Source organism: Acidocella sp. C78 (assembly GCF_907164655.1).
The window spans coordinates 50,417-77,364 of the sequence record NZ_CAJQZK010000080.1; the positions used below are offsets into that span (position 1 = coordinate 50,417).

Consider the following 26,948-nt stretch of genomic DNA (forward strand, 5'->3'; position numbering starts at 1 on the left):
AATGCTATTTCGCTTTGCTAACGCAAAGTAATTGATAACAGATGAATGCCGGGGGCAGACTCGCGTCGTTGCCATATATGGTGCCCGCGAGGCGCGCGGCGGGAGATTAGCCCGGATCTGGCGGCCTGCTGCGGACTTCAGGAGGATTTGTGACGATCGATCCCGAAATTCTGCTGAATTTCCCGATCCCTGAAATTCGCCAGCGCATCACCGGCCGCGAGGCGGCGTTCTATGCGCTCTCGGTCGGGATGGGGCAGGACCCGACCGATCCGCGCCAGCTCGCCTATGCCGATCCGCATCGCGGGCCGCATGTTCTGCCATGGATGGCGCTGGTGCTCGGGCATCCGGGCTTCTGGCTGGCCGATCCACGCACGGGTGTCGATGCCGTTCGCCTCGTCCATGGCGAACAGGCGCTCGAACAGCACCAACCTCTACCCGCTGAGGGCGAGATCATCGGGCGCACCCGGGGCACCCGACTGGTGGACAAGGGCAAGGGCCGCGGCGCGCTGCTGTTTTCCGAAAAACAACTCCGCGATGCCGGCACCGGCGCCCTCTATGCCACCACGCGCAGCACCACGTTCCTGCGCGCTGACGGCGGTTTCGGTGGCGACCCCGGGCCGGTGCCGCCGCCACCGCCGCCGCCCTCAGGTGCGCCGGATGCGGTGGTCGACCTGCCGACTCGGCCGGAACAGGCGCTGTTCTACCGCCTCAACGGCGATGACAACCCGCTGCATGCCGACCCCGAGATGGCCGCCGCCGCCGGCTTCGAACGGCCGATCCTGCACGGGCTCTGCACGCTCGGCGTGGTCGCGCACGCCCTGCTCCGCGTTCTGGGCGATTACGACGAAACAAGATTTCGCGGGCTGTCGCTCCGTTTCACCGCCCCGGTCCTGCCGGGCGAGACGATCCGCACCGAAATCTGGCGCGACGGCGCCTTCCGCGCCCGGGTGGCGGAGCGCGATCTGGTCGTGGTCGATCATGGCCGAGCCCGCTTCGCGGCGCCGGGGGCGGCGGCATGATCCGGCTTGCCTGCCCGCGACGCGCTGGCGGCGGCCGATGAGCCAGGGCCCGCCGATGCTCGATGGCAAGGTGGCCATCGTGACCGGGGCGGGCAGCGGCATCGGCCGCGCCGTCGCCGCCGGCATGGCCGCCGCCGGCGCTGCGGTGGTGATCGTGGATATCGGCGTTTCGGTCGGCGGCGAGGGTGGCTCGCCGATTCCCGCCGAGCAGACGCGGATGATCATCGAGGCTGGCGGCGGCCGCGCCGTGGTTTGCGGCGAAACCGTCAGCCGCTGGGATTCCGCCTGCCGCATCGTCGAGACCGCTCTGGACGCCTTCGGGCGGATCGACATCGTCGTGAACAATGCCGGCATCCTGCGCAACGCCGCCTTTCACGAAATGATGCCGGAAGACTGGCTATCGGTCATCGGCGTGCATCTCAACGGCAGTTTCTTCGTCAGCCGCGCCGCCGCCGCGCAGTTCCGCCGCCAGCAATCCGGTGTCTTCGTGCACATGACCGGCGCATCCGCCCTGATCGGCGGCGAGGCACAGGCGAACTACGCCGCGGCCAAGCTCGGCATCGTCGGCCTGTCGCGCTCGATCGCGATCGACATGCGGCGCTACAATGTCCGCTCGAACTGCGTCGCCCCCTGCGCCTGGACGCGGATGACCGGCACGCCCCGGCCCGGCGCGGACGAGGGAGCGGAACAGATCCGGGTCTCCCGGCTGCAGCAGATCGACCCCAACCATAACGTGCCCCTCGTGGTCTTTCTGGCCTCGGCGGCTTCAGGTGACGTCACGGGTCAGATTTTCGCGATCCGTCGTAACGAGATTTTCGTGATGGACCAGAGCCGCCCCGCCCGTTCGGTGCAGCGCAACGGCGGCTGGACGCCGGAGCTGATCCGAGATCATGCCTTCCCCGCCTTGCGCGGGGCGCTGACGCCGCTCGATCTCAGCGGCGACGTGTTCTGCTGGGACCCGGTCTGAGCTACCCTACCGGCTGTTGACAGTCACCGTCACCAGGCCGGACGGCAGTCCCGCATCGCCGGGCCGCGCCACGAGTTCGTCCCATAGCGTGACCCGCCCGCGATCCGGCAACCGGATCGCGATCGCCGGCGCTGCGAACCCCTCGCCGGTGGCCCGGGCAAGCGCCGCATCCGGCAGGGCGATGAGGCGCAATCCGGCCAGCTTTCCGTCCGGCGCCGCGGGCGCGGCGGCGCGTGCGGCGCCGGGCTGCCACAGCGTTGCCGCGAGGCCGGCCAGCAGCGCCGCGGTGCGGATCAGGCTAACGCATCCGGCGGTTCGCATCGGTCATCGCCTGTGAAATCATCATCGCGTGCGCCTGGGTGGACAGCAGCGCCGGCATGCCGGTGGTGCCGACATCCACCGCGATCTGGTTCTGGATCAGCGTATTGCTCGCGGTATTGGCGATCACCGTCGCCAGCCCGCCGGAGGTCAGGCTCGTCGCCACGCTTGCCCCGCCGTAGTGGGCGACCCCGGCGAGCAGTGCCGGCCCGGCCGGCGATGGCGTTGTCACCGTCACCGGCCGAGGCTGCGCCGTCAACGACGATGTCGCGGGTGCGGCGCTGGCGATGACGCTGGCCGGCTGCGGCCCGCCCGCGCCGCCGAAGGTGAGCTGGATCTGCGGCACGGCGATGGCCGCGATCACCGTGCCGTTCACGCTGGTCACCTGCTGATAGGCAAAGTCCACCGTCAGCTGAGGCGTGACATCGAACCCGCCACGGATTCCGCCGAGCCGCGCATCGCTCAGTTGCGCATCGCTCAGCAGGGCGCCGAAATTGCCGGCCAGGGCCGGCGCCGCCGCGCTCGCGATGGCGGGGTTGCCTGCCAGCAGGGTGCAAAGCAGCCCGCCGCCGAGCAGCGCGCGAGGACTCGAGCAAAGTCGTCTCATCATCTGGCTCCTTTCAAGATCCGTCCTGCGCGCCGGGCTTTCCGGGCAGGACGCCAGAGCAGTTTCCGATCCACCTGATCGGATGATGCTCTAGTGTCTTGTCCCTGAAATTCGTGGGGGAATTTCAGGAACAGGACACTGATTGATTGATTTTCCTAGTGTCCACTTTGAATCTGAAATCCGGAGGATTTCAGGTTCGGGACACTAGAACCGGTTCGCGATCGGGATTGTCACCTCCTGCAGCCGGGCGAGGCCGAGCGCGTAGCGCGCGATGTCGGTCGGGGCCGGCGGGCTGCCGCGCCACAGGTGCGGGTTCTCGAAGCTCCGCTGCGCCCGTGCCGCCTCGCTCATGATGAGGAAAAACACGCCGCTCCACTGCCGGCGGAACCGCGCCACGCTCTCCGAGCGCAACCCGACCGCCGGGTCCGACAGCAGCACCCGCCCCGCCCCGATGCTGCGCAGCACGACGAAATGGCGATAGCCATGGTCGTTGATCAGCACGATCGCCGGAACGTGCAGCCCGGCCAGCCGGGAGAGCGGCGCGTCGAACCCGCCGGAGGGAATGCCCTGCCGCGCCAGATAGGTCTTCATGTCGAGCAGGGAGAAGCCGTATCGCTCGATCGCCTGGCGGTTGCCGTGCCGGATCATGCTGAGAAAGACCTGCTTCTCCGTTACGTTGCGGTGATAGCTGTAGGTCAGCAGGGTGGCGAGCGCCGCCGAGCCGCAGGAGAAATCGTAGGCCTGGTGGATCGTCTGCGCGAACCGCATCGCCTGGAAACTCTCGACCGGCACGCGGACGCTGCCGGCCCCGAGGCTCAGCCCGTTGACCGGGATGCCGCCGCCGAGCGCCGGCCTGCCCGCGAGGCAGGCGATGCCGAACAACGCCAGCAGCGCGCGCCGCCACGGGATTCCGCCCGGATGCCGCCTCTCGTGCCTTTGTGTCCCGCTCATCGTCGTCCTTTCCGCCGGTCGCGCCGTCCCGGTTGCCTGCGGCGGCGCGGCTGTCTTCAGTGCAGTGTCACGTTGATGGTCATCGAGTTCTGGATCAGCGCGTTGTTGCCGCTGTTCTGGAAGACCGTGGTGATTCCGGCATTGCCGTTGATCGCGTTGCTGGCGCTGACCGGGCCGGTCACGCTGCCGTGCCCCACGCTCGCGCCGCTGATGGTGCCGTTGGTATTGGCGTCCTGGATCACGATTCCGCTGCCGCGTAGCCGGCCGAGTGCTGCGCCGTGCAGTTCGCTGCCCTGCAATGCGCGGCTCAGCGCCTGGTCCGGCGCGCCTGGGCCCGCCGTGCCGGCCCGTGCGGGCCCTGCCGCGCCGGCGATCAGGGCAATTGCCGCCATGGCCAGCGCATGCCCGATCCGGGAGCTGCGCCGGCGCGCCGTTCCGGCCGCCTGCTCATCAAGCCTGTCCATCGCCCTCTCTCCCGAAAGCCATGGCCCGGACGGGCCGGACCATGGCGGTTCCGTTCCGGACCGCGAGCGGTCCGATCTGCGTGATCGCCGGGCGATCAGTGGAACACGGAGGTGCTGCTGCTGCCCGACACCACCGAGGACAGCGAGACGGTATTCTGCTGCAGCGCGTTCACGCCCGCATTCACCTGCGCCGTCACGATGCCGGTGCCGTTCGCCACGTTGTTGAGCGAGGCGCCCATGGAGACCATCGGTCCCGATGCGCTCTTGGCCCCGCGACCCTTCTTCCAGTTCATGTTGTTCGGCCCGCTCGCGCTGAGGCCGGCGCCGCCATAGACCGTGCCGTTCGTCGTCGCGGTGGCGAGATGATAGTCGGAGATCGTCTTGTAGTCGTTGGCGAAGTTCGACAGCGACGCGCTGATCGCGAGGCTGTGGTTGTTCGCCGCGACACCGCCGGCCGCCGCCGCCGCCATGTTGGTCGTGTTGTTCGAGTTGGTGGTCGGCGTCGATGTCCAGGACTGCGACGTGCTGGTGCTCGACGAGGAGGCCGAGGAGCGGCCGGCGGCGCTGGCATTGGTGCCAGGGCCCTGCGAGCTTGCGCTCGGGTGGCTGTTGGTCGTGGGCGGCGCGGGCGGCGTCGCATGGGCCACGGCAAGGCCAAGAACCAGGGCCGAGGCGCTCGAGAGAACAAGGGAAATCCGCATGGGTCACTCCTGAGGTTCGGGTTGCGCGGGCCGGGTCGCATTGCGCCGCGGCTCTTGCAGGTCCGGGTCCGGCGGGCCGGTCCGCACCTGCATGGTCAATGTTGTGCAACCGCCGTGCCAGTCCGGTTTTTGCGATCAAGATATTGATAGATATGGAATTTTCGACTTTCGCCGGAGGAGACTCGGCTGTTCCATGAAACGCTCCAGGAAACGCCGGACACCGATACATCTCCGCCGCCTCAGAAGCGGATCGGGATATCGACCAGCACCTTGGCGACCGGTGCATTCGGCCCCGCGCCGATGCCCACCCCGAGATTGATCGTCGTCGATTTCGAGATCTGGTAGCCGATGCCGAAATTGAAGGTGCCGAAATCATAGGCCGATCCCTTCACCGCCACATGGTTGAACGTCGCGCCGAACACATGCTCCTGCTGGTAGCTGAGCGTGAAGGTCGTCTCGTCGTTGAGGGCGAAGCCGATGCCGAACGTCGCCGCCACCGCATCGCCGGGCTTGGCGTCGGCGGCCACCGCCGGGCCGCCGCCGGGGTCCTGCACGTCGACCGTCCGGCCGAAATTGTGGATGTAGAGAAGATTGGCGAACAGGATTCCCGGTGCGGTCGGGTAGAGCAGTGTTATGCTCGGCTCCAGCGCGGCGAACCCGGTGCCGGTCGGCACTTTTTTCTGAATGCCGGATATGATGCCGCCATTCGGATCGGCGGTGGTGTAGACCGGGACCGAGAACGGGCTGGTGCCGGTTGCGGTCTTGTAGATCAGGTTGCCCACCACGATCGGCACGCCACCGCCGCCGGCATTGAACTGGTAGCTGGCGCCGAACTGGATGTCGCCGATACTGGCCCCATGGGCGCTCGGCGCCAGAACCCCGACAGTGGTGCCGCCGCCGCTCTGTTGCAGGATCGATTGGGTAACGGTCTCCTGATACGCGTAGACGAACGGCACTCTTGCACTCAGTTCCAGCCGGTCGGTCAGGCCGTAGCGCAGCGTCAGTGCCGGTGTCACCATGCTTTGCCGCACCCGTGCGAGCAGGAGCTGGCCGAAGGTGATCCCGGGCAGGATGGTGAACCCGTTCAGGCTCAGCTGGTCGTCGGCCGAATAATCGTATTCGAGCGAGGGATCGATCACCAGCGTGCCGCGGGGCGTGAGCACGCCGCCGACCGATTGCAGCGGCGAGGTCTGCAGCACGCGCGCCTCCCGCCGTTCCGGCGGTTTCGTTTCCGTGATCGGCGCCGCGGTCTGCTCGGGGATGGTGGCGCGCCGTCCGTGGCTGGTGCGTCGGCGGCGGGCGCCGCCGCCTGGTTCTGCGCCGCGCTGGTCGGCCCCGGCCCGGCCGCGCGGAGCCGGCGCATGGCCTCGTCGAGCAGGGCGCCCTGGCGGTCGAGTTCGGCACGCGCGCGGTCGAGCTCGTGCCGCGTGTGCCGCAACCTGGCCTCGGCACGGGCGACGCTGGCGCGCAGCCCCTCGAGCGCCGCGCCATTGCTCTCCGCCGGCGTGTTGTCTGCGGTGGCGCCCGCGTTCGTGCCCGCGTTCGTGCCCGCGTTCGTCCCGGCGCCGGGTTGTGCTGCGGCGGCGGGCAAGGCCAGTCCGGCGGCAAACAGCGCCGCCGCCACGCGGTGCGGCCGTGTCGGGTCAAGGTTCATCGCTGGTCTCCTCCGTGTGGCCGGTCGCCGCCATGCGTTGCAGCGCGCGGTAGAGTGTTATGCGGGCGATGCCGAGTTCGCGGGCGGCGCGGGCGCGGTTCTGGCCGCAGCGGGCGAGGGCGGCGCGCACCGCCTCGGGATCGACCATCCCGTGCGAGCCGGTCGTGGCCCGCCGGTGCCGGGCTTCGCGCGCGGCGGGCAATGCGAGGTCCGCTTCCCCGATCGTCCGCCCGCTCGCCATCACCGCGGCCCGCCGCACCGTCGAGACGAGTTCGCGCACATTGCCCGGCCAGTCATGGCGGCAGAGCGCGGCCATCGCCCCGGCCGAGAACCCGTCCACCGCCAGCCCCAGATCGCGCGCGGCCGCCCGCAGCACGACCATGGCGAGCAGTTCGATATCGCCGTCCCGCTCGCGCAGCGGCGGCATCTCGAGCTGCAGCACATTGAGCCGATAGAACAGGTCTTCGCGAAACCGGCCCTCGCCGATGGCTCGCCGCAGATCGACATGAGTGGCGGCGATGACGCGGGTGCGCACGCTTACCGGCTCGCGCCCGCCGAGGCGGAAAATCTGCCCCTCCTGCAGGAATCGCAGCAGATGCCCTTGCAGGTCCATCGGCAGGTCGCCGATCTCGTCGAGAAAGAGCGATCCGCCCGCCGCCATCTCGACCAGACCGATCCGCCGCGCCGTGGCGCCGGTGAAGGCGCCTTTCTCGTAGCCGAAAAGTTCCGAGGCGATCAGCCCGGCGGGCAGCGCGGCGCAGTTGATGGCGACGAACCGGCCATCGCGGGCGTTCGAGCGGTCGTGCAGGGCGCGGGCGGCGAGTTCCTTTCCGGTGCCGGTTTCCCCGGTGATCAGCACCGGGGCGTCGACCGGGGCGAACCGGCGGATCAGCTCGAACAACCGGCACATCGCCGGCGATTGCCCGACCATGATCCGCTCGGCGCCGGCGCAGGCGCCGGGGGGGACGCTGGCCGCAGCGCGAGGCTGGCGTGCAGGCGCAGGTTCAATCGGCCGGATCGCATTTCCGTACAGAGCGGTGTGTCGCATGGCCTCCCCACCGGGTGGATCGCGGGGATGCTATCAACGATGATGCCGGATAATATTGCAGAATGTATTAAGACTATTTCTATTAAGTTGTATTGAGGCTTATATAAAGTATTTGTTTACTATATTTGGATAATTTCCTGACGGTTTCATCGGTCTAAAGGAGTCGTCCTCCTGAACATTATCCGGATGGGTGATATCCCGTATGCCGGCCATCGCACCGCGCGGGACATCCGCTCCGATTCAACATCAAAACACTTTTTTTTAACTAAACTCTGTCATGCAGTCCGGGAAGGTTGAACCGGAGACATATCGTGCTGAACAAGCTTTCAATTCGTCACCAGTTTGCCGCGCTCGGTGCGTTCGGCGTCGTGATGACACTGGTCGCCATCGCTCTCGGGCTGCTGGCGTCCTATCAGATCGAGGTGCAGTCGCGTAAATCCGAACTTCGCGCCCTGGTAAGTGACGCCGTGCACATTACCGGCGGGTTCGTGGGCATGGCGGAGAAGGGAACGATGCCGCAGCCGCAGGCCAAGTCCCTCGCGCTCAAGGCCCTCGGCGCCGCCCGCTTCGATCACGGCAACTATTATTTCGTCGACAGTGCGAAAGGGATCGGGCTGCAGCACGTCAACAAGGCGCTGATCGGCACCAACCGCTACGACGCCAAGGACATGTTCGGCAACTACACCGATCGGGTGATGATCAATTCGATCCGCGCCGGCCATCCGGCCTTTGCCCATTACTTCATGCCGAAAGCCGGCTCGTCCAAGCCGCAGCCGAAAATCTCCTTCATGGGACAGGTGCCCGGCTGGGGCTGGTATATCGGCACCGGCGCCTATGTCGACGATATCGATGCCCAGCTCTGGAAGGGTGTGTCGCGCTTCTCCCTGGTCTTCGTGCCGCTCTTCGCGCTCTTCCTCATCGCGATGTATCTGATGCAGCGCAACGTCAACAACACGCTGCGCGCGATCACCTCCGCCATGACCCAGCTTTCCCGCGGCGAGTTCGAGACACCCATCCCCTTCACCGACCGCAAGGACGAGATCGGCGGCATGGCGCGGGCGGTCGAGGTGTTCAAGTCCGCGGGCATCGAGAAGGCCCAACTGGAGGCCGAAGCCGCCCATCTCGCCCGCACGCGCGAGGCCGAGCGGCTGGAGGCCGAGGCCCGGCGCGAGGCGGCCGCAAGCCAGCTCGCCCATGTGCTCGATGCCGTTGCCGGTGGCCTTGAGGAACTTGCGGCCGGGCATCTCACCTACCGGCTGACCGAGGCATTCGGCGACGATTACGACCGTCTGCGCAATGATTTCAACGCGGCTCTCGATCGGCTGCAGGAGGCAATGGGGGTTGTCGCTGCGAACGCCACGGCGATCAGGTCGGGCGCTTCGGAAATCTCCGCGGCGGCGGACGATCTGTCCCGCCGCACCGAGCAGCAGGCCGCAACACTCGAGGAAACCGCCGCCGCGCTTGAGGAAATCACAGCAACCGTGCGGCGGACCGCCGATGCGGCGGTGCATGCCCGCAACGTGGTCGGCGCTGCGCAGGGCGATGCCGAACGCGGCGGTGCCGTCGTGTCCCAGGCCGTGGCGGCGATGGGTGAGATCGAGGCGTCATCCAAGCAGATCGGCAGCATCATCGGGGTCATCGATGAGATCGCGTTCCAGACCAACCTCCTCGCGCTCAATGCCGGGGTCGAGGCCGCCCGGGCTGGTGACGCCGGACGTGGCTTTGCCGTTGTTGCCTCCGAGGTTCGCGCGCTCGCGCAGCGTTCAGCGGACGCGGCGAAGGAAATCAAGACGCTGATTTCCGCCTCGAACCAGCAGGTTGTGGCGGGTGTCGATCTTGTCGGCCAGACCGGTCGCGCTCTTGAGCGCATTGTCGGGCAGATCGGCGAGATCAACGGCGTGGTGGCGGAAATCGCCGCATCCGCCCAGGAGCAGTCGACCGGGCTGGTGCAGGTGAACACGGCCGTTGGTCAGATGGATCAGACGACGCAGCAGAACGCGGCGATGGTCGAGGAGTCGACGGCGGCGAGCCATAGCCTGGCACGGGAAGCGGAGCAGCTTTCCGGCCTGATGGCGCGGTTCGATCTCGGGGCGGTCGCGCACGAGCCGGCAATGCCCCGCCCGGCGACAAGCGCCCGGCCGGCCGCGTCCCGAGCGGCCCCCATCCGCCCGGCGCAGACTGCCACCCGCCCCGTGAAGCCGGCGCCGCTCCGCGAAGCACAGATGGAAACCGCCGGCGAGGATAATTGGGAAGACTTCTGAACGAACCGCCTCAATTCGCCCCGGCGGGAGACAGTCTCCCGCCGGGTCTCTGTTCAGAACAATGGCTCGCAGCCAGGAAAGCGGCAGATCACCCTCCGCGCACACCCTGGGTGTTAACGTAAAGTGCATAGAGACTCCGGCTCGCCGCCATGAACAACCGGTTGCGGTGACGGCCGCCGAAGCAGACATTGGCGCAGCGCTCGGGCAGGGCGATGCGGCCGATCGGCGTTCCACCGGGGTCGAACACCATCACCCCGTCCAGCTCCGCCGCGCCCATGCCCCAGCCGCACCACAGATTCCCATCGATATCGACGCGGAAACCGTCCGGCGTGCCGCCAGGTCCGGCATCGATCAGCCGCCGGTTGTTGGTCAGGCGGCTTCCATCCACCACATCGAACACATGGATCGCCCGGTGCGGTTCGGCCCGCGAGGCGACCACGTAGAGCCGGCTCTCATCCGGCGAGAAGGCCAGCCCGTTCGGCCCCGCGATATCGTCCGCCACCATGGCGACTGCGCCGCTCGCCGGATCGATCCGGTAGATCGCCGGCGGCAGTTCGGCGTCAGCCCGATGCCCCTCATACCACCCGGAAATGCCGAAGGGCGGGTCGGTGAACCAGATGCTGCCGTCGGACTTCACCACAACGTCGTTCGGCGAATTCAGCCTTCGCCCGCCGAACCCGTCAGCCAGCACCGTGATGCCGCCATCGGTTTCCGTACGGACAACCCGCCGACCGCCATGCTCGCAGGTGATGAGCCGCCCCTGGCGGTCCCTGGTGTTGCCGTTGGCATGGCCGGCCGGCTGGCGGAACACGCTGACGCGCCCATCGGTTTCGTCCCAGCGCAGCATCCGGTCGTTCGGAATGTCGCTCCACAGCAGGAAGCGCCCGTCGCCGAACCAGACCGGCCCTTCCGCCCAGCGGCAGCCATCGGCCAGCCGCTCCACCGCCGCGTTGAACAGGCGGTAGCGCGCGAAGGACGGGCTGAGCACATGGATCGCCGGATCGGGGTAGCGCTCGGCCGGCTGCCACGTGGTCATCGTTCGTTCTCCCGCCCATAGGCGAGCAGCAGCGCCAGGATGACGACGCCATAGGCGATGCTGCGCACGTAGTCGGGCATCGATAGCGCGAGCAGCACCGAGACCAGCACGGTCAGGCTCACGGCCCCGGCGGCGACGCCGAGATAGTTGCCGCGCCCGCCAAGGATGTTCACCCCGCCGATCACCACCGCGGCGATCGAGGTGAACAGATAGGGATCGCCGAGCCCGAGCGAAGCCTGCCCGCCGAAGCCGACCAGCATGATCCCGCCGAGAGCGGCGAAGCCGCCGCAAAGGGCATAGAGCAGGATCGTCATCCGCCGGGCGTCGATCCCGGCCAGCGTGGCGGCGAGCGGATTGGTGCCGAGCGCGTAGGTCGCCCGCCCGAACCGCGTCACCGCGAGTGCGCCGCTGACCAGCGCGGTCACGAACGCCCAGAGCCAGAGCGCATCGGGAATGCCGAGCAGGCTGCCATGCGCCAGCGTCTGGATCAGCGGCGGCGCGTAGGATGAGCAGGAGGAGCAGGTGAAACCGCCGCTCAGCCCGAGTGTCAGCCCCTCGACGATGCCGTTCGCCGCCAGCGTCATCACCACCGCGGGAATGCCGAACAGCGCGATGCCGATGCCATTGGCCACCCCCACCGCCACCCCCATGCCAAGGGCTGCGGCGATCGCTTCCGGCGCGCCCGTGTTCTTGCCGAGCGAGGTGGTGGTGAGCAGGATCGCCGCGGCGTTCATCACCCAGGGCACCGAAAGGTCGATCCCGCCGATCAGGATGACGAAGCACTGCCCCGCCGCCACGAGGCCGACGAACGAGGCGATCACCAGGATCGAGGCCACGCTGGGGCCGGACAGAAAGCCCGGATGCGCCATCTCGCCAACCACGAAAAGCCCGATCGCGGCGGCAATCGCGTAAAGGATTCGCCGTGTATCGACCGTGAGCGTTCTCATCGCCGCCTCCTGATCGCGCCACCGATGGCGCCGCCGAGCACAACCGCCACGATCAGGAACACCCCTTCGTAGAACGACTGATAGAGTGGGTTGACGTGGCTGAAGAACAGGATGTTGACGATCAGCGTGGTGATGAAGGCCCCCGCAATCGCGCCGGCCGCCGAGCCACGGCCGCCGAAGAGCGAGACCCCGCCGAGCACGACCGCGACGATGGAAGTCAGCGTGTAGCTGTTGCCCGTGGTCGCGTCGCCCGCCGTGGCCGATGCGGCGAGAAACAGCCCTGCCGCGGCCGCCAGCGCCCCATCCAGCATGTAGGCGATGATCTTGGTGCGCAGCACGTTGACCCCGAGCGCGCGGGCCGAGGCCTCGTCATTGCCGATCGCGTAGAGATCGACACCCGTGCGCGAGCGCCGGAACCCCGCCCAGGCCAGCACGAGAAGGCCGATATAGACGAGTGCCCAGGGCGCGTTCGGGTTGACCAGCAGATTGGTGTAGGCCGGCGGAATGGCGCCGCCCGGCGCCGGCAGCACGCGGATCGCGAGACCCTGGTAGATCGACAGCGTCGCCAGCGTCACCACGATCGGCTGCAACCGGCCGAACGCCACCAGCAACCCGTTCACGAGGCCGCAGGCCGCCCCCACCGCGAGAATGACGGCCGACCACAGCAGCGCGCCGCCGAGCGACTTGCCCATGGTCACCGCCGCCAGCGCGTTGGCGAGATCGACCACCCCGCCGACCGAGAGGTCGATGCCGCGGGTGAGCACGACGAAGCTCTGGCCCACGGCGGCGAAGACCAGCGGAATGGCGTTGTTCACCGTCGAGGTCAGCTCGAAATTGCCCGGCAGCCGGTGCTGCTCGATGCTGTAGACCAGCAGGAACCCGGCGACCGCCAGGGCAAGGATCGCGCCGGCGAGGATCAGGCCGATATTCTGCCCGATCGCGTGGCCAAGCCGGCTGCCGCGTGGCAGTGCTGCGGCGTCAGGCTGCATGGGGAGTCTCCGTCTGGCCGCTCTCGCGCATCGCGGCGGCGACGATCGCCTCGGCGGACAGCGCATCGGCCGGCAGTTCGGCGACGAAGGCGCCCCGCCGCATCACCTTCACCCGGTGGCACAGATGGGCGAGTTCCTCCGCGTCCGACGAATAGAACAGGATCGCGTAGCCCTCGCGGGCGAGGCCGGCGATCAGCTCGTAGATCTCGTGCTTGGTCGCGACGTCGACGCCGCGGGTCACATCGTAGAGCAGCAGGATGCGCGAGCGCGTCAGCAGCCAGCGGCCGAGCAGCACCTTCTGCTGGTTGCCGCCGGAGAGCGCGCCGACCGGCTGCTGCGCCGAGGGCGTGCGCACGGCCAGCCGCCGGATGCTTTCCGCCACCGTCGCGTGCTCGGCGCCGAGCCGCAAGATGCCGAAGCGCGAGAGCTGGCGCAGAATCGGCAGGGTGAAATTGTCCCGCACGGAAAGCGGCAGGAACAGCCCCTCGCTCTTGCGGTCTTCCGGCACCAGGGCGATGCCGGCGCGGATCGCGTCCCAGGGCGCCGTGATGCGGACCGGCCGTCCTTCGCGCTCGATCCGCCCCTCGCGAAAACCCGGAGCGCCGAACAGGCCGAAGAACAGGGCGCGGTGGCCGTGCCCGGCGAGCCCGCCAATGCCGAGAATCTCGCCCGCGCGCAGGTCGAGGTCGAGCGGCGCGGTTCCCTCCGCGCGCGCGCCGCGCAGCGAGAGCAGCACGGGGCCGGATGAGGGCGCGAAGCGGGCGGGAAAGATCGTCTCCAGCGCCTGCCCCGTCATCAGCGTGATCGCCTCGTCCTCGCCGATCGTGGTGAAGGTGCCGACATCGCTGCCGTTGCGGAAAATGGTGATCTCGTCGGCGATGCTGGTGATCTCGCCCCAGCGGTGCGAGGTGAACACGATCGCCACGCCCGCATCCCGCAGCGCGCGGATCTGGCCGAACAGCCAGGCCACCTCGCGCTCGACCAGCGCGGATGTCGCCTCGTCGAGCAGCAATACCTGCGGGCGCGCCATGATCACCCGCGCGATCTCGATGATCTGCCGTTCGGCGAGCGATATGTCCGCCGCCAGCGCGCGCGGATCGATATGGGTGATGCCGAGACCGGCGAGTTCGGCCTCGGCGAGGCGCGGCATCGCGGCGCGGTCGATCAGGCCGAGCCGGCCGCGCGGCTCGCGGCCGAGCAGCAGGTTTTCGGCCACCGTCATGTAGGGCAGCAGTGTGAGTTCCTGGAACACGGTGCCGATGCGCAGGCTCGGCCCGGCGGTTTCCACGCTCCCCTCATCGGCGGCGATGCGGCCGCCGAGGATCTTGATCAGGGTCGATTTGCCGGCGCCGTTCTCGCCCACCAGCGCGTGAACGCTGCCGCGCGCGACGGCGATCGAGGCCCCCGTGAGGGCCTTGACGCCGCCGAACGACTTGCTGACCCCGCGCGCCGCGATGGCGGGTGCGGTCATGGCCGGGTCAGGCCTTGGGCAGATGCACGGTCAGGGAACCGCCGCAGGGTGTGCCGTGCAGTGCTGCATCGACACAGATCTTGAGCGTCGCGTGCGGCCCGCTATCGGTGAAGTCGGTGAAGAAACTGTCAGGCAGGTTCGGGAACACCGTCTCGCCCACCTTCACCGTGGCGTTGGTGACGAAGGGGAAGGGGATGGTGATGTCCTTGCGCGGATACGACTTGTTGAGGATGCGCCGCGCGAGTTCCAGCGCGATCAGCACGAGATAGGGCGGCTGGCCGACCGAAAGCCCCTCCACCTTGTGGCCCATATAGCCGGTCATGAACTTGCGGAAACCGTTTTCCGCCTCCCCGGCGGTGGGCGGCAGCGGCCGGTTCGCGGCGATGAAGGCCTTGAGCACGCCATCCGTGCCGCCCTGGCACCAGATGCCGTCGATCTTGGGCAGCGAGGGCAGCACCGATGCAGTGTTCTTCTCCGCGGTGGAGGACGCCCAGTCGCCGGCGAAACGGCTGACGATCTTGATGCCGGGATATTTCTTCCAGACCTCTTCGGCGCCGCGGTTGCGGTCCTCGTTCACCCCGGTGCCGGCCACGCCGGTCACCATGATGACATTGCCCTTGCCGCCGATCTTCTTCGCCAGCCATTCGGCGAGGGTGGCGCCGAATTTCACCTGGTCGGTGTTCACCTTGATCGCGCTCGGCGTGGTGACGATGTTGTCGAACGAGACAACAAGAATCCCCCGCGCATGCGCCTGCTGGAGAATGCCGTTGAGCCCGGTCGGCGAGGCGGCGTCGACCAGGATCGCATCGACGCGCTCGGCGATCATGCCGGAAATCTGCTGGCTTTCCTGCGAGATGTTGTTGCCCGAGCTGAAATACGATCCGTCGATCTCGCTCTTGTACGGCTCCATTTGCAGCGCCGCCTTGAAGAGGTTGACCATCTCGATGCGCCACTCGTTGCCGATATACGAGTTCGACAGGGCGATCTTGAGCTTGCGGTTGTTGGCCAGCCCGAAGCGGGGCAGGGCGGCCAGCCCGAGCCCGCCGGCAAGCCCGGTGAGCAGCGTGCGGCGGGTCGCACCCGTCAGGTCAATCGCGCCGGCAGCGCCGGAATCCGTTTGATCGAAGTCCATCTTGTCCTCCCAGGATTTTATTACAGTCAGTTTATTATCGGTTTTATACAATCAATAACGGGCGCTGACAATCAGAATCGCGCCCCTTACACCGTCTTGTTGCCCCGCACCGCGACATAGAGCGAATAGACCGAGCTGGTCGCGGTCATGAACAGCCGGTTGCGGTTCGGCCCGCCGAAGACGAGGTTGCTGGTCGCTTCCGGCAGGTCGATCTTGCCCAGCGGGGTTCCGTCCGGCGCGAAGACGGCGACGCCGTTGGCGGTGCCGCAGCTCGACCAGACATTGCCGTGCTCGTCGAGGCGGAACCCGTCGGCGAAGCCGTTCGCGATTTCCGCGAAAACCTTCCCCGGCCCGAGTCGCGCGCCGTCGATCACGTCGTGCACCCGGATATGATGCGGGCCATCCGCCCGGTGGGTGATGCCGGTATCGGCGATGTAGAGCTTCTGTTCGTCGGGGCTGAAGGCCAGCCCGTTGGGCCGCTCGTAATCGCTGGCGACCACGCCGAGCGCGCCGCTCGCCGGGTCGAACCGGTAGACGTTGCAGGCGCCGATCTCGCTTTCCGCGCGATGCCCCTCGTAATCGCTCCAGATTCCGTAATCGGGGTCGGTGAACCAGATCGTCCCGTCGGATTTCACCACCACGTCGTTCGGGGAGTTCAGCCGCTTGCCCTCGAAGCGATCCACCAGGATCGTGACCGTGCCGTCATATTCGGTGCGGCTGACGCAGCGCCCGCCATGCTCGCAGCTGACCAGCCGCCCTTGCCGGTCGCGGGTATGGCCGTTGGTGTGTCGTGCCGGCGTGCGATAGACATCGACCGTCCCGTTCGTCGTCCAGCGCATCATCCGGTCGTTCGGAATATCGCTCCACAGCAGGCAGTTCTGCTCGCCGAACCAGACCGGCCCTTCCGCCCAGCGGCAGCCGGTGGCGATGGTCTCGATCGCCGCGTTGAACAGCAGCATCGAGCGAAACCGTTCATCATAGACGTGAAAAGCCTCGGACATGGCAGCGCCTCTTCCCCTCATCGTTGTGGCCGGTCGATCCGGTCCTTGCCGTCAAACGATAAAAGGCAATTCGCGCAAAGGCCAGAGGTTTTGCAGCCGGATCAGAGTCCGAGCGCGGCGATGAAGCCCGCCGCCTTCGCGCGCACGGAAGCGGCGTCATCGCCCGGCCGGTAGAGCGCCGAGCCGATGCCGAATCCCGCGGCCCCGGCCGCGCGCCAGGGGGCGAGCGTGGCCGGCGTGATGCCGCCGACCGGCAGCACCGGCAGCGCCGGCGGCAGCACCGCGCGCAACGCCCTGAGCACGGCGGGACTCGCCGCTTCGGCGGGGAAGAGCTTCAGCCCGTCCGCCCCGGCGCCGATCAGCGCGAACGCCTCTGCCGGGGTGAAGAAGCCGGGCAGGGCGATCAGCCCGCGCCGCTTCGCCTCGGCCACGAGCGCGGATCTGCGTGCGGCGTCACCATCAACTGCCCGCCCGCCCCGGCGAGGCGGCCGACATCCTCCACGGTCATGACCGTTCCGGCGCCGATCAGCGCCCGCGCGCCGAGTCCGCGGACGAGCCGGCCGATGCTCTCGAACGGGTCTGGCGAGTTCAGCGGCACCTCGATGATCTTCACGCCGGCGCCGACGAGCGCCTCGCCCACCGCCATCACCTCGTCCGGCGCGACCCCGCGCAGGATCGCGACCAGCGGGCAGGCGTCGAGATGCTCCTTCAGTGTTGCCATGAAATTTGCGCTCCGAGCCGGGCGAGGCCGAGACATGCGGCGTCCCCGGCTACATCGTCATGCACGCGCGCCGCCCCGCCGCTTAGCGTGATCGCGTCGCGGTAGAGCCCGCACAGCGCGGGATCGCCGATCAGCGTCACCTCTGTCGCATCCGCCGTCCGCCCGCGGCCGATCGCACGGCCGATCTCGTGGCCAACCTCGTGGCCGATCAGCAGGCCTGAGAGATAGGCGCGCGAGGCGGATTTCGACACGCCATCGCGCAAGACCCTGGTCCGCACGCCGAAGAGATGATGCAGCAACCCGCCGGGCTGGCGGGCCCGCGCCACGCCATCGGCGAAGGCGTCGGGCTCCGGCCCGCCCGCCTCGATCGTCTGCGCCAGAATCGTCGCCCCGCCCAGCGCGGCGAACGCCTCGCCGGTCATGTAGGAACGGAACCCCTCGATCCGCCCGGCCTCGACAACCGCCCATTTCGAGTGGCTGCCCGGCAGGCAGACGAGGCGGCGCGCGGCGTCATCCACCGCGCCGACGATCTGCGTCTCCTCGCCGCGCATGACTTCCGGCACGCCAGCCTCGTCCCGCGTCGCGAGCCCCGGCAGGATGCGCGCATCCGCACCCTCGAACGCCACTGGCTGCGCGGCGGCGGCGATGGCGCCGAATTCCGCCGGGCAGTCGAGATACGGCACGTCCAGCCAACCCTGGCGGCTGCCGGCCATCCCGGCGATCAGCACCCGCCGCTCGCCGGCCTCCAGCCAGTCGTCGGCGATCTCGCGCAGCACATCGGCAAAGCCGCCCGGCGCCACGCTCAGCACGCCGCGATCGGCACGGCGCGCATCGCGCAATCCGCCGTCTTCCGCGATGCGGAAGGCGCGCAGCCGCGTCGTTCCCCAATCGAGGCCGATCATCGGCGGAGGGTCATCCGCCCGCGCCGCTCAGATCCAGCCGGCATCGACGAAGAAATTGTGGCTGGTCACCATCCGGCTGTCGTCGGCGGCGAGCCAGAGCACCATCCGCGCGACATCGGCCGGCACCAGCTTCTGCTTGAGGCATTGCTGCTTCATCAGCGTTTCCTCGCCTTCCGGCGTGAGCCATTTCTCGATCTGCCGCTCGGTCATGATCCAGCCCGGCACCACGCAGTTCACGCGGATGTTGTCCGGCCCGAAATCCCGCGCGAGGCTGCGCGTCAGCGCCTCGATGCCGGCCTTGGCGGTGACATAGGCGGGCATGCCGCCCTGGCCCTTGTGCCAGCTGCTGGAGCCGAAATTGACGATGGCGCCGCCGCCGGCGGCCTTCATCATCGGGATGATCGCCTGGGCGGTGAAGAACTGGTGGCGCAGGTTCACCTGCAACCGGTCTTCCCAGTAGTCCACCGTGACCTCCATCGTCGGGTGGCGCTCGTCATGGGCGGCGTTGTTCACCAGCACGGTGAACGGGCCGACCGCCTTGGCGCCCTGTGCGATCGCGGCTTTCAGCGCGTCGATGTCGCGCAGGTCGCACTTGATGAAATGCGGCGCGGCGTGGCCCTTCGCGGCCACCTGCTCGACCACGCGCTGGCCGCCCGCCGCGTCGATGTCGACAAAGACGACGCGGCTGCCCTGCTCGGCGAAATGCTGCACGACGGAGGCGCCGATGCCGCCGCCGCCGCCGGTGATGAACACCGCCCGGTCCTTGAGGCTCGGATAGATTGCGTTGGCATGTGCGGTCATGATGTTCCCTTTTCCGTGCTGATGTTGTGCCGCCGGCGCCATGCGTCAGCGCGCCCGTGCCGCGCGGTATTCGCGCCGCACGATCTCGAGCAGTTCCTCGACCGAGGTGTCGCGCGCAGCGCCAGAGAACGTCACCTCGCCATGCTGCATCAGCATGACCCGGTCGGCAATCTCGAGCGTCTGGGCATAGTTGTGCATGATCATGATGATCGAGATATCGCCGCGGGCGCGCTGGCGCTGGATCAGGTCGATGATCAGCCCGGCCTCGCGCGCGCCCATCGCGGCGAGCGGTTCGTCGAGCAGCAGAATCTTCGCCTCGGAATACACCGCGCGGGCGATGGCGATCGCCTGCCGCTGCCCGCCCGAGAGCATCTCCACCTCCTCGTCCACCGAGGGGACGTTGACGCCGATATCCTCGAGCGCCTCCGCCGCGCGCCGGCGCATCGTCCTGTGGTCGAGCATGCCGAACGGGGTCCTGAGCTCGCGGTTCAGGAACATGTTGTGATAGATCGGCAGCGTGTTCACCAGCGCGAGATCCTGATAGACGCACTCGATGCCGAGTGCGCGCGCATGGTCGACCGAGGCGAGATCAACCGCCTCGCCCCGCACGTAGAGCTGGCCCGCGGTCGGCTTGTGATAGCCGGTGATGATCTTCATCAGGGTGGACTTGCCGGCGCCGTTATCGCCGAGAATGCCCAGCACCTCGCCGCGCTTCACATGAAGCGACACGCCAGACAGGGCGGTGACCGCGCCGAACGACTTGACGATGGTCTCGGCCCGTAGCGCGTCCGCGGCCGTTTCGTTGACGGTGGCGCTCATCGCCTGCCTCCCTTGCGCATGCCCTGGACGCGGATATTGGCGATCATCGCGATCAGGATGGCGCCGCCGATGATCATGTCGAAGGTGAAGGCGTTGATTCCGGCGAGGGTGAAGCCGTCCTGCAACACGCCGAGCACGGTGGCGCCGAGCAGCCCGCCGATGATCGTGCCCGACCCGCCGGCGAGGCTGGTCCCCCCGATCACGCCGGAGGCGACGGCGAGAAACATGATGTTGGTGCCGCCGGCGAGCGGATCGGTCGAGCCGATGCGGAACGCCTCCAGAATGCCGGTCACGCCGCCGAGCACGCTGGTCAGCACGAAATTCCCCACCTTGATCCGTGCCGCGTTGATGCCGGCCTCGGTCGCCCCGGTGAGATTGCCGCCCACCGCGATGGTGTGCAGCCCCCAGCGGCGGTGGCGCAGCACCGCGTGCATGATCAGCACGATCAGCAGCGCCCAGAGAAACTCGCTGTAGCCTTCCGCGCCGAAGATATTCGCGATCGTTGCTCCACCCGGCGTGTTGACCGGATAGCCGCGCGAGATCGTGAGGGTGAAACCGTTGATCAGGAACAGCGTGCCGAGCGTGGTGACGAAGGAGGGCACCCGCAGCAGCACGGTGATGCCGCCATTGATCAGCCCGACCACGGCGCAGACCAGCAGCGCGAGCACGATGCCGATGAACAGGCCGAGCCCCGCCTTTACGCTGAACGCCATGATGAACGGGGCGAGCGCGAAGACCTGGCCCACCGAGAGGTCGATTTCGCCGCAGATCAGCAGCATGATCTCGCCGCAGGCGATGATGGCGGCCGGGGCGATGAACTGCGACAATGTCTGCAGGTTCGCGCCGGAGAGGAAATTGTCGTTGCTGATGGCGAAATAGCCGAACAGCAGGATGGCGACGACGAGAATGCTCGCCTCGCGCAGCGCGAACAGGCGCGAGCCGTGTCGGCGCAGACTGATGGGCTGGCTCATGCCGTTCCCCTGATCTCAGGCACCGCCCCGCGCGGAGCGGCCTCGTTTATGGAGGGCGGACGTCCGGCGCGTGGCCTGCCTTGCCCCATCGGGGTTCGACCGGCCGCCGCGCCGGCGCGGCATCAGCCGGCGATCGGCCCGTTCCGGGGCACGATCTGCGGCTTGGCCGAGCTGCCCTCGTAGCGGGTGTGCGTGTCGAGATAGGGTTGCACCCCTCCCTTGGTCACGAATTTCAGGCCGGTATTGATGTCCGCCGGGCCCGACAGGCCGCCCGAGGCCAGGAACGTGAACATCTCCATCACCGTGTAGAAGCCTTGCAGATAGGGCTGCTGGTCGATGGTGAAGGTGAGATCGCCGCTCTTGATCAGGTCGAGCGTCTTGGGAAGCATGTCGAACCCGCCGCCATGCACGCCTTTCCGGGCGAGGCCGAACTGCTTCATCACCTCGCCCACACCCTGGGTCGAGCCGGCATCGACCGCGAACATGCCCTTCACGTGCTGGTGGCCGAGATAATAGGCGCGGATTTTGGAGAGTTCCTCGTTCACCGTCGGGCCGGTGGCGATTTCATGATAGGTGATGTTCTTGCCGAGCTTCTTGATCGCCGCGGCGGCACCGTCGATACGCGGCTGGATGTTGAGCTGGCCGGGGGTGGCGATGAACAGCGCCACCTCGCCGGAGCCGACGAGCTGGACGATCTTCTCGCCCATCTGGTAGCCGGCGAGGAACAGGTCCTGGCCGATATAGGCGAGGCGCTTGTTGCCCGAGCCGGCCGGCGCGTCCGCATTGTAGGAAAACACCGGGATGCCGGCGGCAAGCGCGCGGTCGGTCGGCTTGTTGAACGCGGTCGGATCGACCAGCGGCACCGCGATCGCATCGGCCTTGCCGGCGATCGCCGCGTCCATCGCGTTGACCATGTGCGCGACGTTCGAGGTCTGCGAGCCCGTCCACTGCCATTCGCAGCCAAGCAGGCGGCAGGCGTCGTGAATGCCGTATTGCGTCGGCACGAAGAACGGGTTGGTGGTGACGTGGTTGACGAACACGAACTTCCAGCGCTTGTGCGGCGGGAACGGGTCCTTGCCGGCGGCTTCGGCGGTGCGGGCGCCGGCGGCGAGCATCGCGGCGGCGGCGCCGAGCGTCACTCCCTGCGCCACGGCGCGGCGCGGCAGACGCGACGCGACGATGTCTTCAACCTGATCTTCTATCTTTTTTGTCATCGAGTTCCTCCCTGCGATGATTGTCATTTATATTTAGTTGACCCTCAATGAAAATGCAATCGAGGAAATCGCGCGGCCTTCCCGGATCGGGTCTCTTATGCTGCCATCTTCGATGTTGCGAATATAGATCGTTTCTTCCGGTCGCGCCGCGGGGCTGGCGGCGGCGGCGGCATGCCGCTAACCTGCCGTTGCATGATCCTGTGAGGAGACCGGCATGACCACGCCGCAAGTCCAGCCACATCGTGCCCGCTTCGCCGGAAGGCACGCGCTCGTCACCGGTGGGGCGTCGGGGATCGGCCAGGCCATCGCCCGGCGTCTCGCGCAGGAGGGCGCCGCGGTCACCTTCACCCATCTGCCGGGCGATGCCGAGGCTGCCGCAACCCTGGAGGAACTCCGCGCCGCCGGCCCGGGCGTCCTTCATCACGCCGAGGCCGCCGATGTCACCGACCGCGCGGCGATGGCGGCTGTTGTCGCGCGCGCCATCGGGCGCGCCGGTCACCTCTCGATCCTGGTCAACAATGCCGGCATCCAGACCGAGCAGCCGAGCGACGCGCTCGACATGGACCGGTTCGACCGCGTCGTCGCCGTCGATCTGCTTGCCGTCGCCCACCTGTCCGGGCTGGTGATCGGCCATATGGCGCAGCATTTGGGTGGTGCGATCCTCAACGTCTCCTCGGTTCACGAAATCGTGCCAAAGCCGGGCTTCCTGTCCTATTCGGTGGCCAAGGGCGGGCTTGGGAATCTGACCCGCACCCTTGCGCTTGAGTTCGCGGCGCGCGGTGTGCGGGTCAATGCGGTGGGGCCCGGTGCGACGGTCACGCCGATGAATGCCGGCTGGACCGGCGATCCCGAGCGCCGCCGCATCGTCGAGGCGCATATCCCGATGGGTCGCCCTGCCGAAGCCGATGAAATCGCCGCCGTTGCCGCATTCCTGCTCTCCGATGAGGCGAGCTACGTTACCGGCCAGACCGTTTTCGCTTGCGGCGGCCTGTCGCTGTTCGCCGATTTCGCGCGGAACTGGTCCACCTGATCCCGCCGGGCGGCCGCGGGGGCTCCATGATATCGATGCCTCTGCCGAGCGATAGAAATTTGAAAACGTTTTCTTATTCGTGACGAGGGTTCGTTCGTCTACTGACGGGTTTGGCACCGTGTCTGCCCCAGAGCGGCACCGGATTTGGTGCGTCAGGTAAAATTTTCGTTCCAGCGCAAGAAATTTCTTGCCCCTGCCAGACGTGCAAATTAAGAAAGCCATGAAAACGTTTTCTGGTATCCTGACGCTCCCGCGCCGGGCCGGTGAACGAATAACAAGACCGAGGAGGAACGATGACGGCGCACGGCGCCCAGCCGACCCCTATTCACGACCAGACGCAAGCGGCGGCCCCGATGCCGCGCGCTTCGGCAATGCGGCCGGATTCCGGCCGATGACGATACAGCGTCCGTGCCGTCCCGCCCCGCGGAACGCGCCCGGAGGCGCCAAGTCCAGACACCGTGTCGAGACCAAGGAGAACAACATGACCAACAGGAACAGCTTCACCCGCTCAGCGACGATCGCACTGGCCGCGCTCGGCGCGCTCGCCGGCTTCGCCGCCACCGCCCAGGCCGCGCCGATCCGCGCCTGCCTCATCACCAAGACCGACTCGAACCCCTATTTCGTCACCATGCGCAAGGGCGCGCTGGCCGAGGCGAAGAAGCTCGGCGTCGATCTCAAGACCTATGCCGGCAAATATGACGGCGACAACCAGTCGCAGGTCGCCGCCATCGAGAGCTGCATCGCCGATGGCGCCAAGGGCATCCTGATCACCCCGTCCGATACCAAGGCGATCGTCCCCACCGTCGAGAAGGCGCGCAAGGCCGGGCTGCTGGTGATCGCGCTGGATACCGCGCTGAGCCCGACCAACGCCGCCGACATGACCTTCGCCACCGACAATTTCGAGGCCGGCGAGCTGATCGGCCGCTGGGCCCGCAAGCATCTCGGCGCCAAGGCGAAGGACGCGAAGATCGCGATGCTCGACCTGTCGATCTCGCACCCCACCGTCGACGTCGCGCGCGACCACGGGTTCCTCGCCGGCTTCGGTGACAAGATCAAGACGCCGAACACGTTCAACGTCCCCGATCCGCGCATCGTCGGCCATGTCGAGACCGGTGGCTCGGAAGAGGGCGGCCAGAAGGGCATGGAAACGCTGCTCGCCCGCAACCCGAACATCAACCTGGTCTACGCCATCAACGAGCCGGCGGCCTTCGGCGCCTACCAGGCGCTGAAATCGGTCGGCAAGGCCGGCAAGGTCACCATCGTCGCGATCGATGGCAGCTGCACCGGCGTCGCCGGCGTGAAGAAAGGCATCATCGCCGCCGACTCGCAGCAATATCCGCTCAAGATGGCGGCCCTCGGCGTCAAGGCGATCGTCACCTTCGCCAAGACCGGCAAGAAGCCGCAGGCCAGCGCCGGCAAGGATTTCTACAATACCGGCACCAACCTGATCACCGCCCACCCCGTTTCCGGTGTTCCCTCGATCACGCCGGCGAAGGGCGCCAAGATCTGCTGGGGCAGCTGATCCCCGACACGACCGCGGGCGGTGCGTAACGCCGCCCCGTTTCCTTCGACTGCCGCGCCGGCGCACCCGGCGCGGTCATGGAGCATATGCGATGTCGAGCAACGAGCGCACCGAGATCACCTTCGAGGCCTCCATCGTCACGTCCGGCGCCGAGACTGTCGCCGAATTCAGCCACCGCAAGACGCTGCTGGAGCGGCTGCAGCACCTGCTGCATGAAACGCCGTGGCTCGCGCCGCTCATCGTGCTGCTCGCCTCGCTGCTCGGCTTCGGCATCCTGGTCGGCCACCGCTTTTTCACCGCCTATGCGCTGACGCTGATCCTCCAGCAGGTGACCATCACCGGCATCGTCGGCGTCGCCCAGGCGCTCGTCGTGCTCACGGCGGGGATCGATCTGTCGGTCGGCGCCATCATGGTGCTGTCCTCGGTGCTGATGGGCCAGTGCGCCTTCGCCTATGGGCTACCCGCCGGTGCCGCCATCCTCGCCGGTTTCGGCCTCGGCGCCGCGGCGGGCTGGATCAATGGCGTGCTCGTCGCCCGCATGAAGCTGCCGCCCTTCATCGTCACCCTCGGCACCTGGCAGATCGTGCTGGCGGCGAACTATCTCTATTCCGGCAACCAGACGATCGGCGCGGCGCAGATCTCGATGCAGGCGCCGCTGCTGCAATATCTCGGCAATACCTTCGTGATTGGCGGCGCCAACGGCGCCACCTTCACCTATGGCGTCGTGCTGATGATCGGTCTCGTGCTGCTCTTCGCCTATGTGTTGCGGCACACCGCCTGGGGGCGGCATGTCTACGCCGTGGGCGACGATCCCGATGCCGCGCACTGGCGGGGGTGAACGTGCGGCGGATGCTGATCGGCGTCTACACGCTCTCGGGCCTGGTTTGCGCCATCGCCGGCTGGGCGCTGATCGGCCGCATCGGCGCGATCTCGCCCAATTCCGGCCAGTTCGAGAACATCAACAGCATCACCGCGGTGGTGATCGGCGGCATCTCGCTGTTCGGCGGCCGCGGCTCGATCCTCGGCATGATCTTCGGCGCCATGATCGTCGGCGTCTTCACCCTCGGGCTCAACATGTATGGCACCGACCCGCAATGGACCTACCTGATGATCGGCGCGCTGATCATCGTCGCGGTCGCGGTGGACCAGTGGATCAGAAAGGCGGCGGTGTGATGGAACCCGTTCTCAAGGCGCGTGGCCTCGTCAAGCGGTATGGCCGGGTCACGGCGCTCGACCATTGCGATTTCGATCTCCATCCCGGCGAGATCCTCGCCGTCATCGGCGATAACGGTGCCGGCAAATCCTCGCTGATCAAGGCGCTCTCCGGCGCCATTCAGGTCGATGAGGGCGAGATCCATCTCGAGGGGAAGCCCGTGCGCTTCGCCTCGCCGATTGCCGCCCGCGCCGCCGGCATCGAGACCGTCTACCAGACGCTCGCCATGGCGCCCGGCCTGTCGATCGCCGACAACATGTTCATGGGCCGCGAACTGCGCAAACCCGGCCTGCTCGGCAAGGTGTTTCGCAAGCTCGACCATGCCGAGATGCAGCGCATCGCCCGCCAGAAACTCTCCGATCTCGGGCTGATGACCATCCAGAACATCAATCAGGCGGTCGAAACCCTCTCCGGCGGCCAGCGCCAGGGTGTCGCCGTTGCCCGTGCCGCCGCCTTCGGCTCCAAGGTCATCATCCTCGACGAGCCGACCGCGGCCCTCGGCGTCAAGGAATCCCGCCGCGTACTCGAACTCATTCTCGACGTGAAGGCCCGCGGCATCCCCATCATCCTGATCAGCCACAACATGCCGCATGTCTTCGAGGTGGCGGACCGCGTTCATATCCACCGCCTCGGCCGCCGGCTCTGCGTGATCGACCCGAAGACGCATTCGATGTCCGACGCCGTCGCCTACATGACCGGCGCCCGCACGCCCGATGCGGTGCTCGATCCGGTGGCCTGACCCGGCCGGCTGCCTGGATGCCCGGATGAAGGATTTGATCGTTCTTATAAAATGATCAATTAGATCTAATCGTTCTGTATAGACGATGATATGGCGATGCCGCTATCACGATGGCATCGCCGGATCGCGGACATGCTGCCGCCCCGGCGCCCGATCCGGAGGCATTCATGATCACCAGGATTTCACCCGTTTCGCCCGCGCCCGTCACACCGGTCTGCTCGCCATCGTGCGCCAGTTCACGCCGAACTGGTTCGCCGCGACGATGGGAACCGGCATTCTCGCGCTCGACCTCAACCAGCTGCCCGGCCTGCACCGTCCGGCGATGGCGCTCTGGCTGCTGAACATCGCGCTGTTTAGTCTCTTCACCCTGCTCTACGCCGCGCGCTGGCTGCTCTACCCGCGGGAGGCGGCGCGCATCTTCGGCCATTCGGTGATGTCGATGTTCCTCGC

General features: G+C 67.4%; 25 protein-coding genes and 3 pseudogenes. 8 read left to right on the plus strand and 20 right to left on the minus strand.

Translation table 11 applies throughout. The annotated features are described in order from the left end of the window. The first annotated feature begins 149 nt into the window (after window positions 1–149). Window positions 150–1,019, plus strand: coding sequence for a MaoC/PaaZ C-terminal domain-containing protein (locus ACIDOCELLA78_RS90870; protein WP_201729000.1), 870 nt, complete (start codon window positions 150–152; stop codon window positions 1,017–1,019). Window positions 1,020–1,056: 37 nt separating this feature from the next. Then, complete coding sequence (locus ACIDOCELLA78_RS90875; RefSeq protein ID WP_249676063.1) at window positions 1,057–1,986, plus strand: SDR family NAD(P)-dependent oxidoreductase; 930 nt, start codon at window positions 1,057–1,059, stop codon at window positions 1,984–1,986. Window positions 1,987–1,992: 6 nt separating this feature from the next. Here ACIDOCELLA78_RS90875 and ACIDOCELLA78_RS90880 read toward each other — a convergent pair whose 3' ends face one another. The 8 genes from ACIDOCELLA78_RS90880 to ACIDOCELLA78_RS90915 all read right to left on the minus strand — a co-directional run bounded on the left by ACIDOCELLA78_RS90880 (window position 1,993) and on the right by ACIDOCELLA78_RS90915 (window position 7,612). Then, a complete protein-coding gene (locus ACIDOCELLA78_RS90880; protein ID WP_201729001.1) occupies window positions 1,993–2,307 on the minus strand; it encodes a hypothetical protein in 315 nt (104 codons plus the stop codon). Then, the gene (locus tag ACIDOCELLA78_RS90885; protein ID WP_249676067.1) at window positions 2,285–2,911 is read right to left on the minus strand and encodes a hypothetical protein; all 627 of its coding nucleotides are present in this window, start codon (window positions 2,909–2,911) and stop codon (window positions 2,285–2,287) included. Before ACIDOCELLA78_RS90885 ends, ACIDOCELLA78_RS90880 begins: the two co-directional genes overlap by 23 nt. Before the next feature lie 204 nt (window positions 2,912–3,115). Beyond that, window positions 3,116–3,862, minus strand: a complete 747-nt coding sequence (locus ACIDOCELLA78_RS90890) for a C39 family peptidase (RefSeq protein WP_201729003.1) — start codon at window positions 3,860–3,862, stop codon at window positions 3,116–3,118. Window positions 3,863–3,918: 56 nt separating this feature from the next. After that, the gene (locus ACIDOCELLA78_RS90895; protein ID WP_201729004.1) at window positions 3,919–4,326 is read right to left on the minus strand and encodes a hypothetical protein; all 408 of its coding nucleotides are present in this window, start codon (window positions 4,324–4,326) and stop codon (window positions 3,919–3,921) included. A 95-nt stretch (window positions 4,327–4,421) separates the two neighbouring features. Further along, window positions 4,422–5,027, minus strand: a complete 606-nt coding sequence (locus tag ACIDOCELLA78_RS90900) for a hypothetical protein (protein ID WP_201729005.1) — start codon at window positions 5,025–5,027, stop codon at window positions 4,422–4,424. Window positions 5,028–5,266: 239 nt separating this feature from the next. Then, entirely contained in the window at window positions 5,267–6,226 is a 960-nt protein-coding gene (locus ACIDOCELLA78_RS90905) for a hypothetical protein (protein WP_249676070.1), read from the minus strand. Then, on the minus strand, window positions 6,163–6,681 hold the full coding sequence (locus ACIDOCELLA78_RS90910) for a hypothetical protein (RefSeq protein WP_249676072.1): 519 nt from the start codon (window positions 6,679–6,681) through the stop codon (window positions 6,163–6,165). Before ACIDOCELLA78_RS90910 ends, ACIDOCELLA78_RS90905 begins: the two co-directional genes overlap by 64 nt. Next, entirely contained in the window at window positions 6,671–7,612 is a 942-nt protein-coding gene (locus ACIDOCELLA78_RS90915) for a sigma-54-dependent Fis family transcriptional regulator (protein WP_249676074.1), read from the minus strand. The genes ACIDOCELLA78_RS90910 and ACIDOCELLA78_RS90915 overlap by 11 nt, the downstream gene beginning before the upstream one ends. 428 nt (window positions 7,613–8,040) lie before the next feature. Here ACIDOCELLA78_RS90915 and ACIDOCELLA78_RS90920 point away from each other — a divergent pair, with 428 nt between their 5' ends. Continuing rightward, window positions 8,041–9,990 (plus strand): methyl-accepting chemotaxis protein, encoded by a 1,950-nt coding sequence (locus ACIDOCELLA78_RS90920; RefSeq protein ID WP_201729007.1) that lies wholly within the window; start codon window positions 8,041–8,043, stop codon window positions 9,988–9,990. Window positions 9,991–10,078: 88 nt separating this feature from the next. On the opposite strand, the gene ACIDOCELLA78_RS90925 is transcribed toward ACIDOCELLA78_RS90920, so the two are convergent. The 12 genes and pseudogenes from ACIDOCELLA78_RS90925 to ACIDOCELLA78_RS90980 all read right to left on the minus strand — a co-directional run bounded on the left by ACIDOCELLA78_RS90925 (window position 10,079) and on the right by ACIDOCELLA78_RS90980 (window position 21,994). Then, entirely contained in the window at window positions 10,079–11,026 is a 948-nt protein-coding gene (locus tag ACIDOCELLA78_RS90925; RefSeq protein WP_201729008.1) for an SMP-30/gluconolactonase/LRE family protein, read from the minus strand. After that, a complete protein-coding gene (locus tag ACIDOCELLA78_RS90930; RefSeq protein ID WP_201729009.1) occupies window positions 11,023–11,973 on the minus strand; it encodes an ABC transporter permease in 951 nt (316 codons plus the stop codon). The genes ACIDOCELLA78_RS90925 and ACIDOCELLA78_RS90930 overlap by 4 nt, the downstream gene beginning before the upstream one ends. Continuing rightward, window positions 11,970–12,962 carry an ABC transporter permease gene (locus ACIDOCELLA78_RS90935; protein ID WP_201729010.1) on the minus strand — a complete coding sequence of 331 codons (993 nt, stop codon included), beginning with the start codon at window positions 12,960–12,962 and terminating at the stop codon, window positions 11,970–11,972. The genes ACIDOCELLA78_RS90930 and ACIDOCELLA78_RS90935 overlap by 4 nt, the downstream gene beginning before the upstream one ends. Then, the gene (locus ACIDOCELLA78_RS90940; protein ID WP_201729011.1) at window positions 12,952–14,433 is read right to left on the minus strand and encodes a sugar ABC transporter ATP-binding protein; all 1,482 of its coding nucleotides are present in this window, start codon (window positions 14,431–14,433) and stop codon (window positions 12,952–12,954) included. Before ACIDOCELLA78_RS90940 ends, ACIDOCELLA78_RS90935 begins: the two co-directional genes overlap by 11 nt. Window positions 14,434–14,440: 7 nt before the next feature. Beyond that, a complete protein-coding gene (locus ACIDOCELLA78_RS90945; protein WP_201729012.1) occupies window positions 14,441–15,565 on the minus strand; it encodes a sugar ABC transporter substrate-binding protein in 1,125 nt (374 codons plus the stop codon). A gap of 86 nt (window positions 15,566–15,651) precedes the next feature. After that, on the minus strand, window positions 15,652–16,566 hold the full coding sequence (locus ACIDOCELLA78_RS90950) for an SMP-30/gluconolactonase/LRE family protein (protein WP_201729013.1): 915 nt from the start codon (window positions 16,564–16,566) through the stop codon (window positions 15,652–15,654). A gap of 101 nt (window positions 16,567–16,667) precedes the next feature. Then, a pseudogene (locus ACIDOCELLA78_RS90955) lies at window positions 16,668–17,287 on the minus strand (2-dehydro-3-deoxy-6-phosphogalactonate aldolase). Continuing rightward, on the minus strand, window positions 17,275–18,189 hold the full coding sequence (locus tag ACIDOCELLA78_RS90960) for a 2-dehydro-3-deoxygalactonokinase (RefSeq protein WP_201729014.1): 915 nt from the start codon (window positions 18,187–18,189) through the stop codon (window positions 17,275–17,277). The pseudogene ACIDOCELLA78_RS90955 and the gene ACIDOCELLA78_RS90960 overlap by 13 nt, the downstream one beginning before the upstream one ends. Window positions 18,190–18,216: 27 nt before the next feature. After that, window positions 18,217–18,990, minus strand: coding sequence for an SDR family NAD(P)-dependent oxidoreductase (locus tag ACIDOCELLA78_RS90965; protein ID WP_201729015.1), 774 nt, complete (start codon window positions 18,988–18,990; stop codon window positions 18,217–18,219). Between the two features lie 45 nt (window positions 18,991–19,035). After that, window positions 19,036–19,809 carry an ATP-binding cassette domain-containing protein gene (locus tag ACIDOCELLA78_RS90970; protein ID WP_201729016.1) on the minus strand — a complete coding sequence of 258 codons (774 nt, stop codon included), beginning with the start codon at window positions 19,807–19,809 and terminating at the stop codon, window positions 19,036–19,038. Next, window positions 19,806–20,780 (minus strand): ABC transporter permease, encoded by a 975-nt coding sequence (locus ACIDOCELLA78_RS90975; RefSeq protein ID WP_201729017.1) that lies wholly within the window; start codon window positions 20,778–20,780, stop codon window positions 19,806–19,808. Before ACIDOCELLA78_RS90975 ends, ACIDOCELLA78_RS90970 begins: the two co-directional genes overlap by 4 nt. A gap of 122 nt (window positions 20,781–20,902) precedes the next feature. Further along, window positions 20,903–21,994, minus strand: a complete 1,092-nt coding sequence (locus tag ACIDOCELLA78_RS90980) for a sugar ABC transporter substrate-binding protein (RefSeq protein WP_201729018.1) — start codon at window positions 21,992–21,994, stop codon at window positions 20,903–20,905. 214 nt (window positions 21,995–22,208) lie between these two features. On the opposite strand from ACIDOCELLA78_RS90980, the gene ACIDOCELLA78_RS90985 reads away from it, so the two are divergent. From ACIDOCELLA78_RS90985 to ACIDOCELLA78_RS91005, 5 genes and pseudogenes are all read left to right on the plus strand, one after another. Then, entirely contained in the window at window positions 22,209–23,024 is an 816-nt protein-coding gene (locus ACIDOCELLA78_RS90985; RefSeq protein WP_201729019.1) for an SDR family oxidoreductase, read from the plus strand. Between the two features lie 481 nt (window positions 23,025–23,505). Continuing rightward, a complete protein-coding gene (locus ACIDOCELLA78_RS90990) occupies window positions 23,506–24,546 on the plus strand; it encodes a substrate-binding domain-containing protein (protein WP_201729020.1) in 1,041 nt (346 codons plus the stop codon). Between the two features lie 91 nt (window positions 24,547–24,637). Next, window positions 24,638–25,719: pseudogene (locus ACIDOCELLA78_RS90995) on the plus strand (ABC transporter permease). Beyond that, window positions 25,719–26,498 (plus strand): ATP-binding cassette domain-containing protein, encoded by a 780-nt coding sequence (locus tag ACIDOCELLA78_RS91000; RefSeq protein ID WP_201729021.1) that lies wholly within the window; start codon window positions 25,719–25,721, stop codon window positions 26,496–26,498. Before ACIDOCELLA78_RS90995 ends, ACIDOCELLA78_RS91000 begins: the two are co-directional and overlap by 1 nt. Before the next feature lie 163 nt (window positions 26,499–26,661). Continuing rightward, window positions 26,662–26,948, plus strand: a pseudogene (locus ACIDOCELLA78_RS91005) (C4-dicarboxylate ABC transporter); the annotation flags it as partial.

What these genes read in the sequence shown, in the direction of transcription:
- ACIDOCELLA78_RS90890 (WP_201729003.1), bottom strand. Translation starts at nt 3,862, where the DNA reads ATGAGCGGGACACAAAGGCACGAGAGGCGGCATCCGGGCGGAATCCCG.
- ACIDOCELLA78_RS90880 (WP_201729001.1), bottom strand. Translation starts at nt 2,307, where the DNA reads ATGCGAACCGCCGGATGCGTTAGCCTGATCCGCACCGCGGCGCTGCTG.
- ACIDOCELLA78_RS90875 (WP_249676063.1), top strand. Translation starts at nt 1,057, where the DNA reads ATGAGCCAGGGCCCGCCGATGCTCGATGGCAAGGTGGCCATCGTGACC.
- ACIDOCELLA78_RS90945 (WP_201729012.1), bottom strand. Translation starts at nt 15,565, where the DNA reads ATGGACTTCGATCAAACGGATTCCGGCGCTGCCGGCGCGATTGACCTG.
- ACIDOCELLA78_RS90940 (WP_201729011.1), bottom strand. Translation starts at nt 14,433, where the DNA reads ATGACCGCACCCGCCATCGCGGCGCGCGGGGTCAGCAAGTCGTTCGGC.
- ACIDOCELLA78_RS90910 (WP_249676072.1), bottom strand. Translation starts at nt 6,681, where the DNA reads ATGAACCTTGACCCGACACGGCCGCACCGCGTGGCGGCGGCGCTGTTT.
- ACIDOCELLA78_RS90965 (WP_201729015.1), bottom strand. Translation starts at nt 18,990, where the DNA reads ATGACCGCACATGCCAACGCAATCTATCCGAGCCTCAAGGACCGGGCG.
- ACIDOCELLA78_RS90950 (WP_201729013.1), bottom strand. Translation starts at nt 16,566, where the DNA reads ATGTCCGAGGCTTTTCACGTCTATGATGAACGGTTTCGCTCGATGCTG.
- ACIDOCELLA78_RS90895 (WP_201729004.1), bottom strand. Translation starts at nt 4,326, where the DNA reads ATGGACAGGCTTGATGAGCAGGCGGCCGGAACGGCGCGCCGGCGCAGC.
- ACIDOCELLA78_RS90960 (WP_201729014.1), bottom strand. Translation starts at nt 18,189, where the DNA reads ATGATCGGCCTCGATTGGGGAACGACGCGGCTGCGCGCCTTCCGCATC.
- ACIDOCELLA78_RS90900 (WP_201729005.1), bottom strand. Translation starts at nt 5,027, where the DNA reads ATGCGGATTTCCCTTGTTCTCTCGAGCGCCTCGGCCCTGGTTCTTGGC.
- ACIDOCELLA78_RS90990 (WP_201729020.1), top strand. Translation starts at nt 23,506, where the DNA reads ATGACCAACAGGAACAGCTTCACCCGCTCAGCGACGATCGCACTGGCC.
- ACIDOCELLA78_RS90915 (WP_249676074.1), bottom strand. Translation starts at nt 7,612, where the DNA reads ATGGTCGGGCAATCGCCGGCGATGTGCCGGTTGTTCGAGCTGATCCGC.
- ACIDOCELLA78_RS90885 (WP_249676067.1), bottom strand. Translation starts at nt 2,911, where the DNA reads ATGAGACGACTTTGCTCGAGTCCTCGCGCGCTGCTCGGCGGCGGGCTG.
- ACIDOCELLA78_RS90935 (WP_201729010.1), bottom strand. Translation starts at nt 12,962, where the DNA reads ATGCAGCCTGACGCCGCAGCACTGCCACGCGGCAGCCGGCTTGGCCAC.
- ACIDOCELLA78_RS90925 (WP_201729008.1), bottom strand. Translation starts at nt 11,026, where the DNA reads ATGACCACGTGGCAGCCGGCCGAGCGCTACCCCGATCCGGCGATCCAT.
- ACIDOCELLA78_RS90985 (WP_201729019.1), top strand. Translation starts at nt 22,209, where the DNA reads ATGACCACGCCGCAAGTCCAGCCACATCGTGCCCGCTTCGCCGGAAGG.
- ACIDOCELLA78_RS90980 (WP_201729018.1), bottom strand. Translation starts at nt 21,994, where the DNA reads ATGACAAAAAAGATAGAAGATCAGGTTGAAGACATCGTCGCGTCGCGT.
- ACIDOCELLA78_RS91000 (WP_201729021.1), top strand. Translation starts at nt 25,719, where the DNA reads ATGGAACCCGTTCTCAAGGCGCGTGGCCTCGTCAAGCGGTATGGCCGG.
- ACIDOCELLA78_RS90930 (WP_201729009.1), bottom strand. Translation starts at nt 11,973, where the DNA reads ATGAGAACGCTCACGGTCGATACACGGCGAATCCTTTACGCGATTGCC.
- ACIDOCELLA78_RS90970 (WP_201729016.1), bottom strand. Translation starts at nt 19,809, where the DNA reads ATGAGCGCCACCGTCAACGAAACGGCCGCGGACGCGCTACGGGCCGAG.
- ACIDOCELLA78_RS90975 (WP_201729017.1), bottom strand. Translation starts at nt 20,780, where the DNA reads ATGAGCCAGCCCATCAGTCTGCGCCGACACGGCTCGCGCCTGTTCGCG.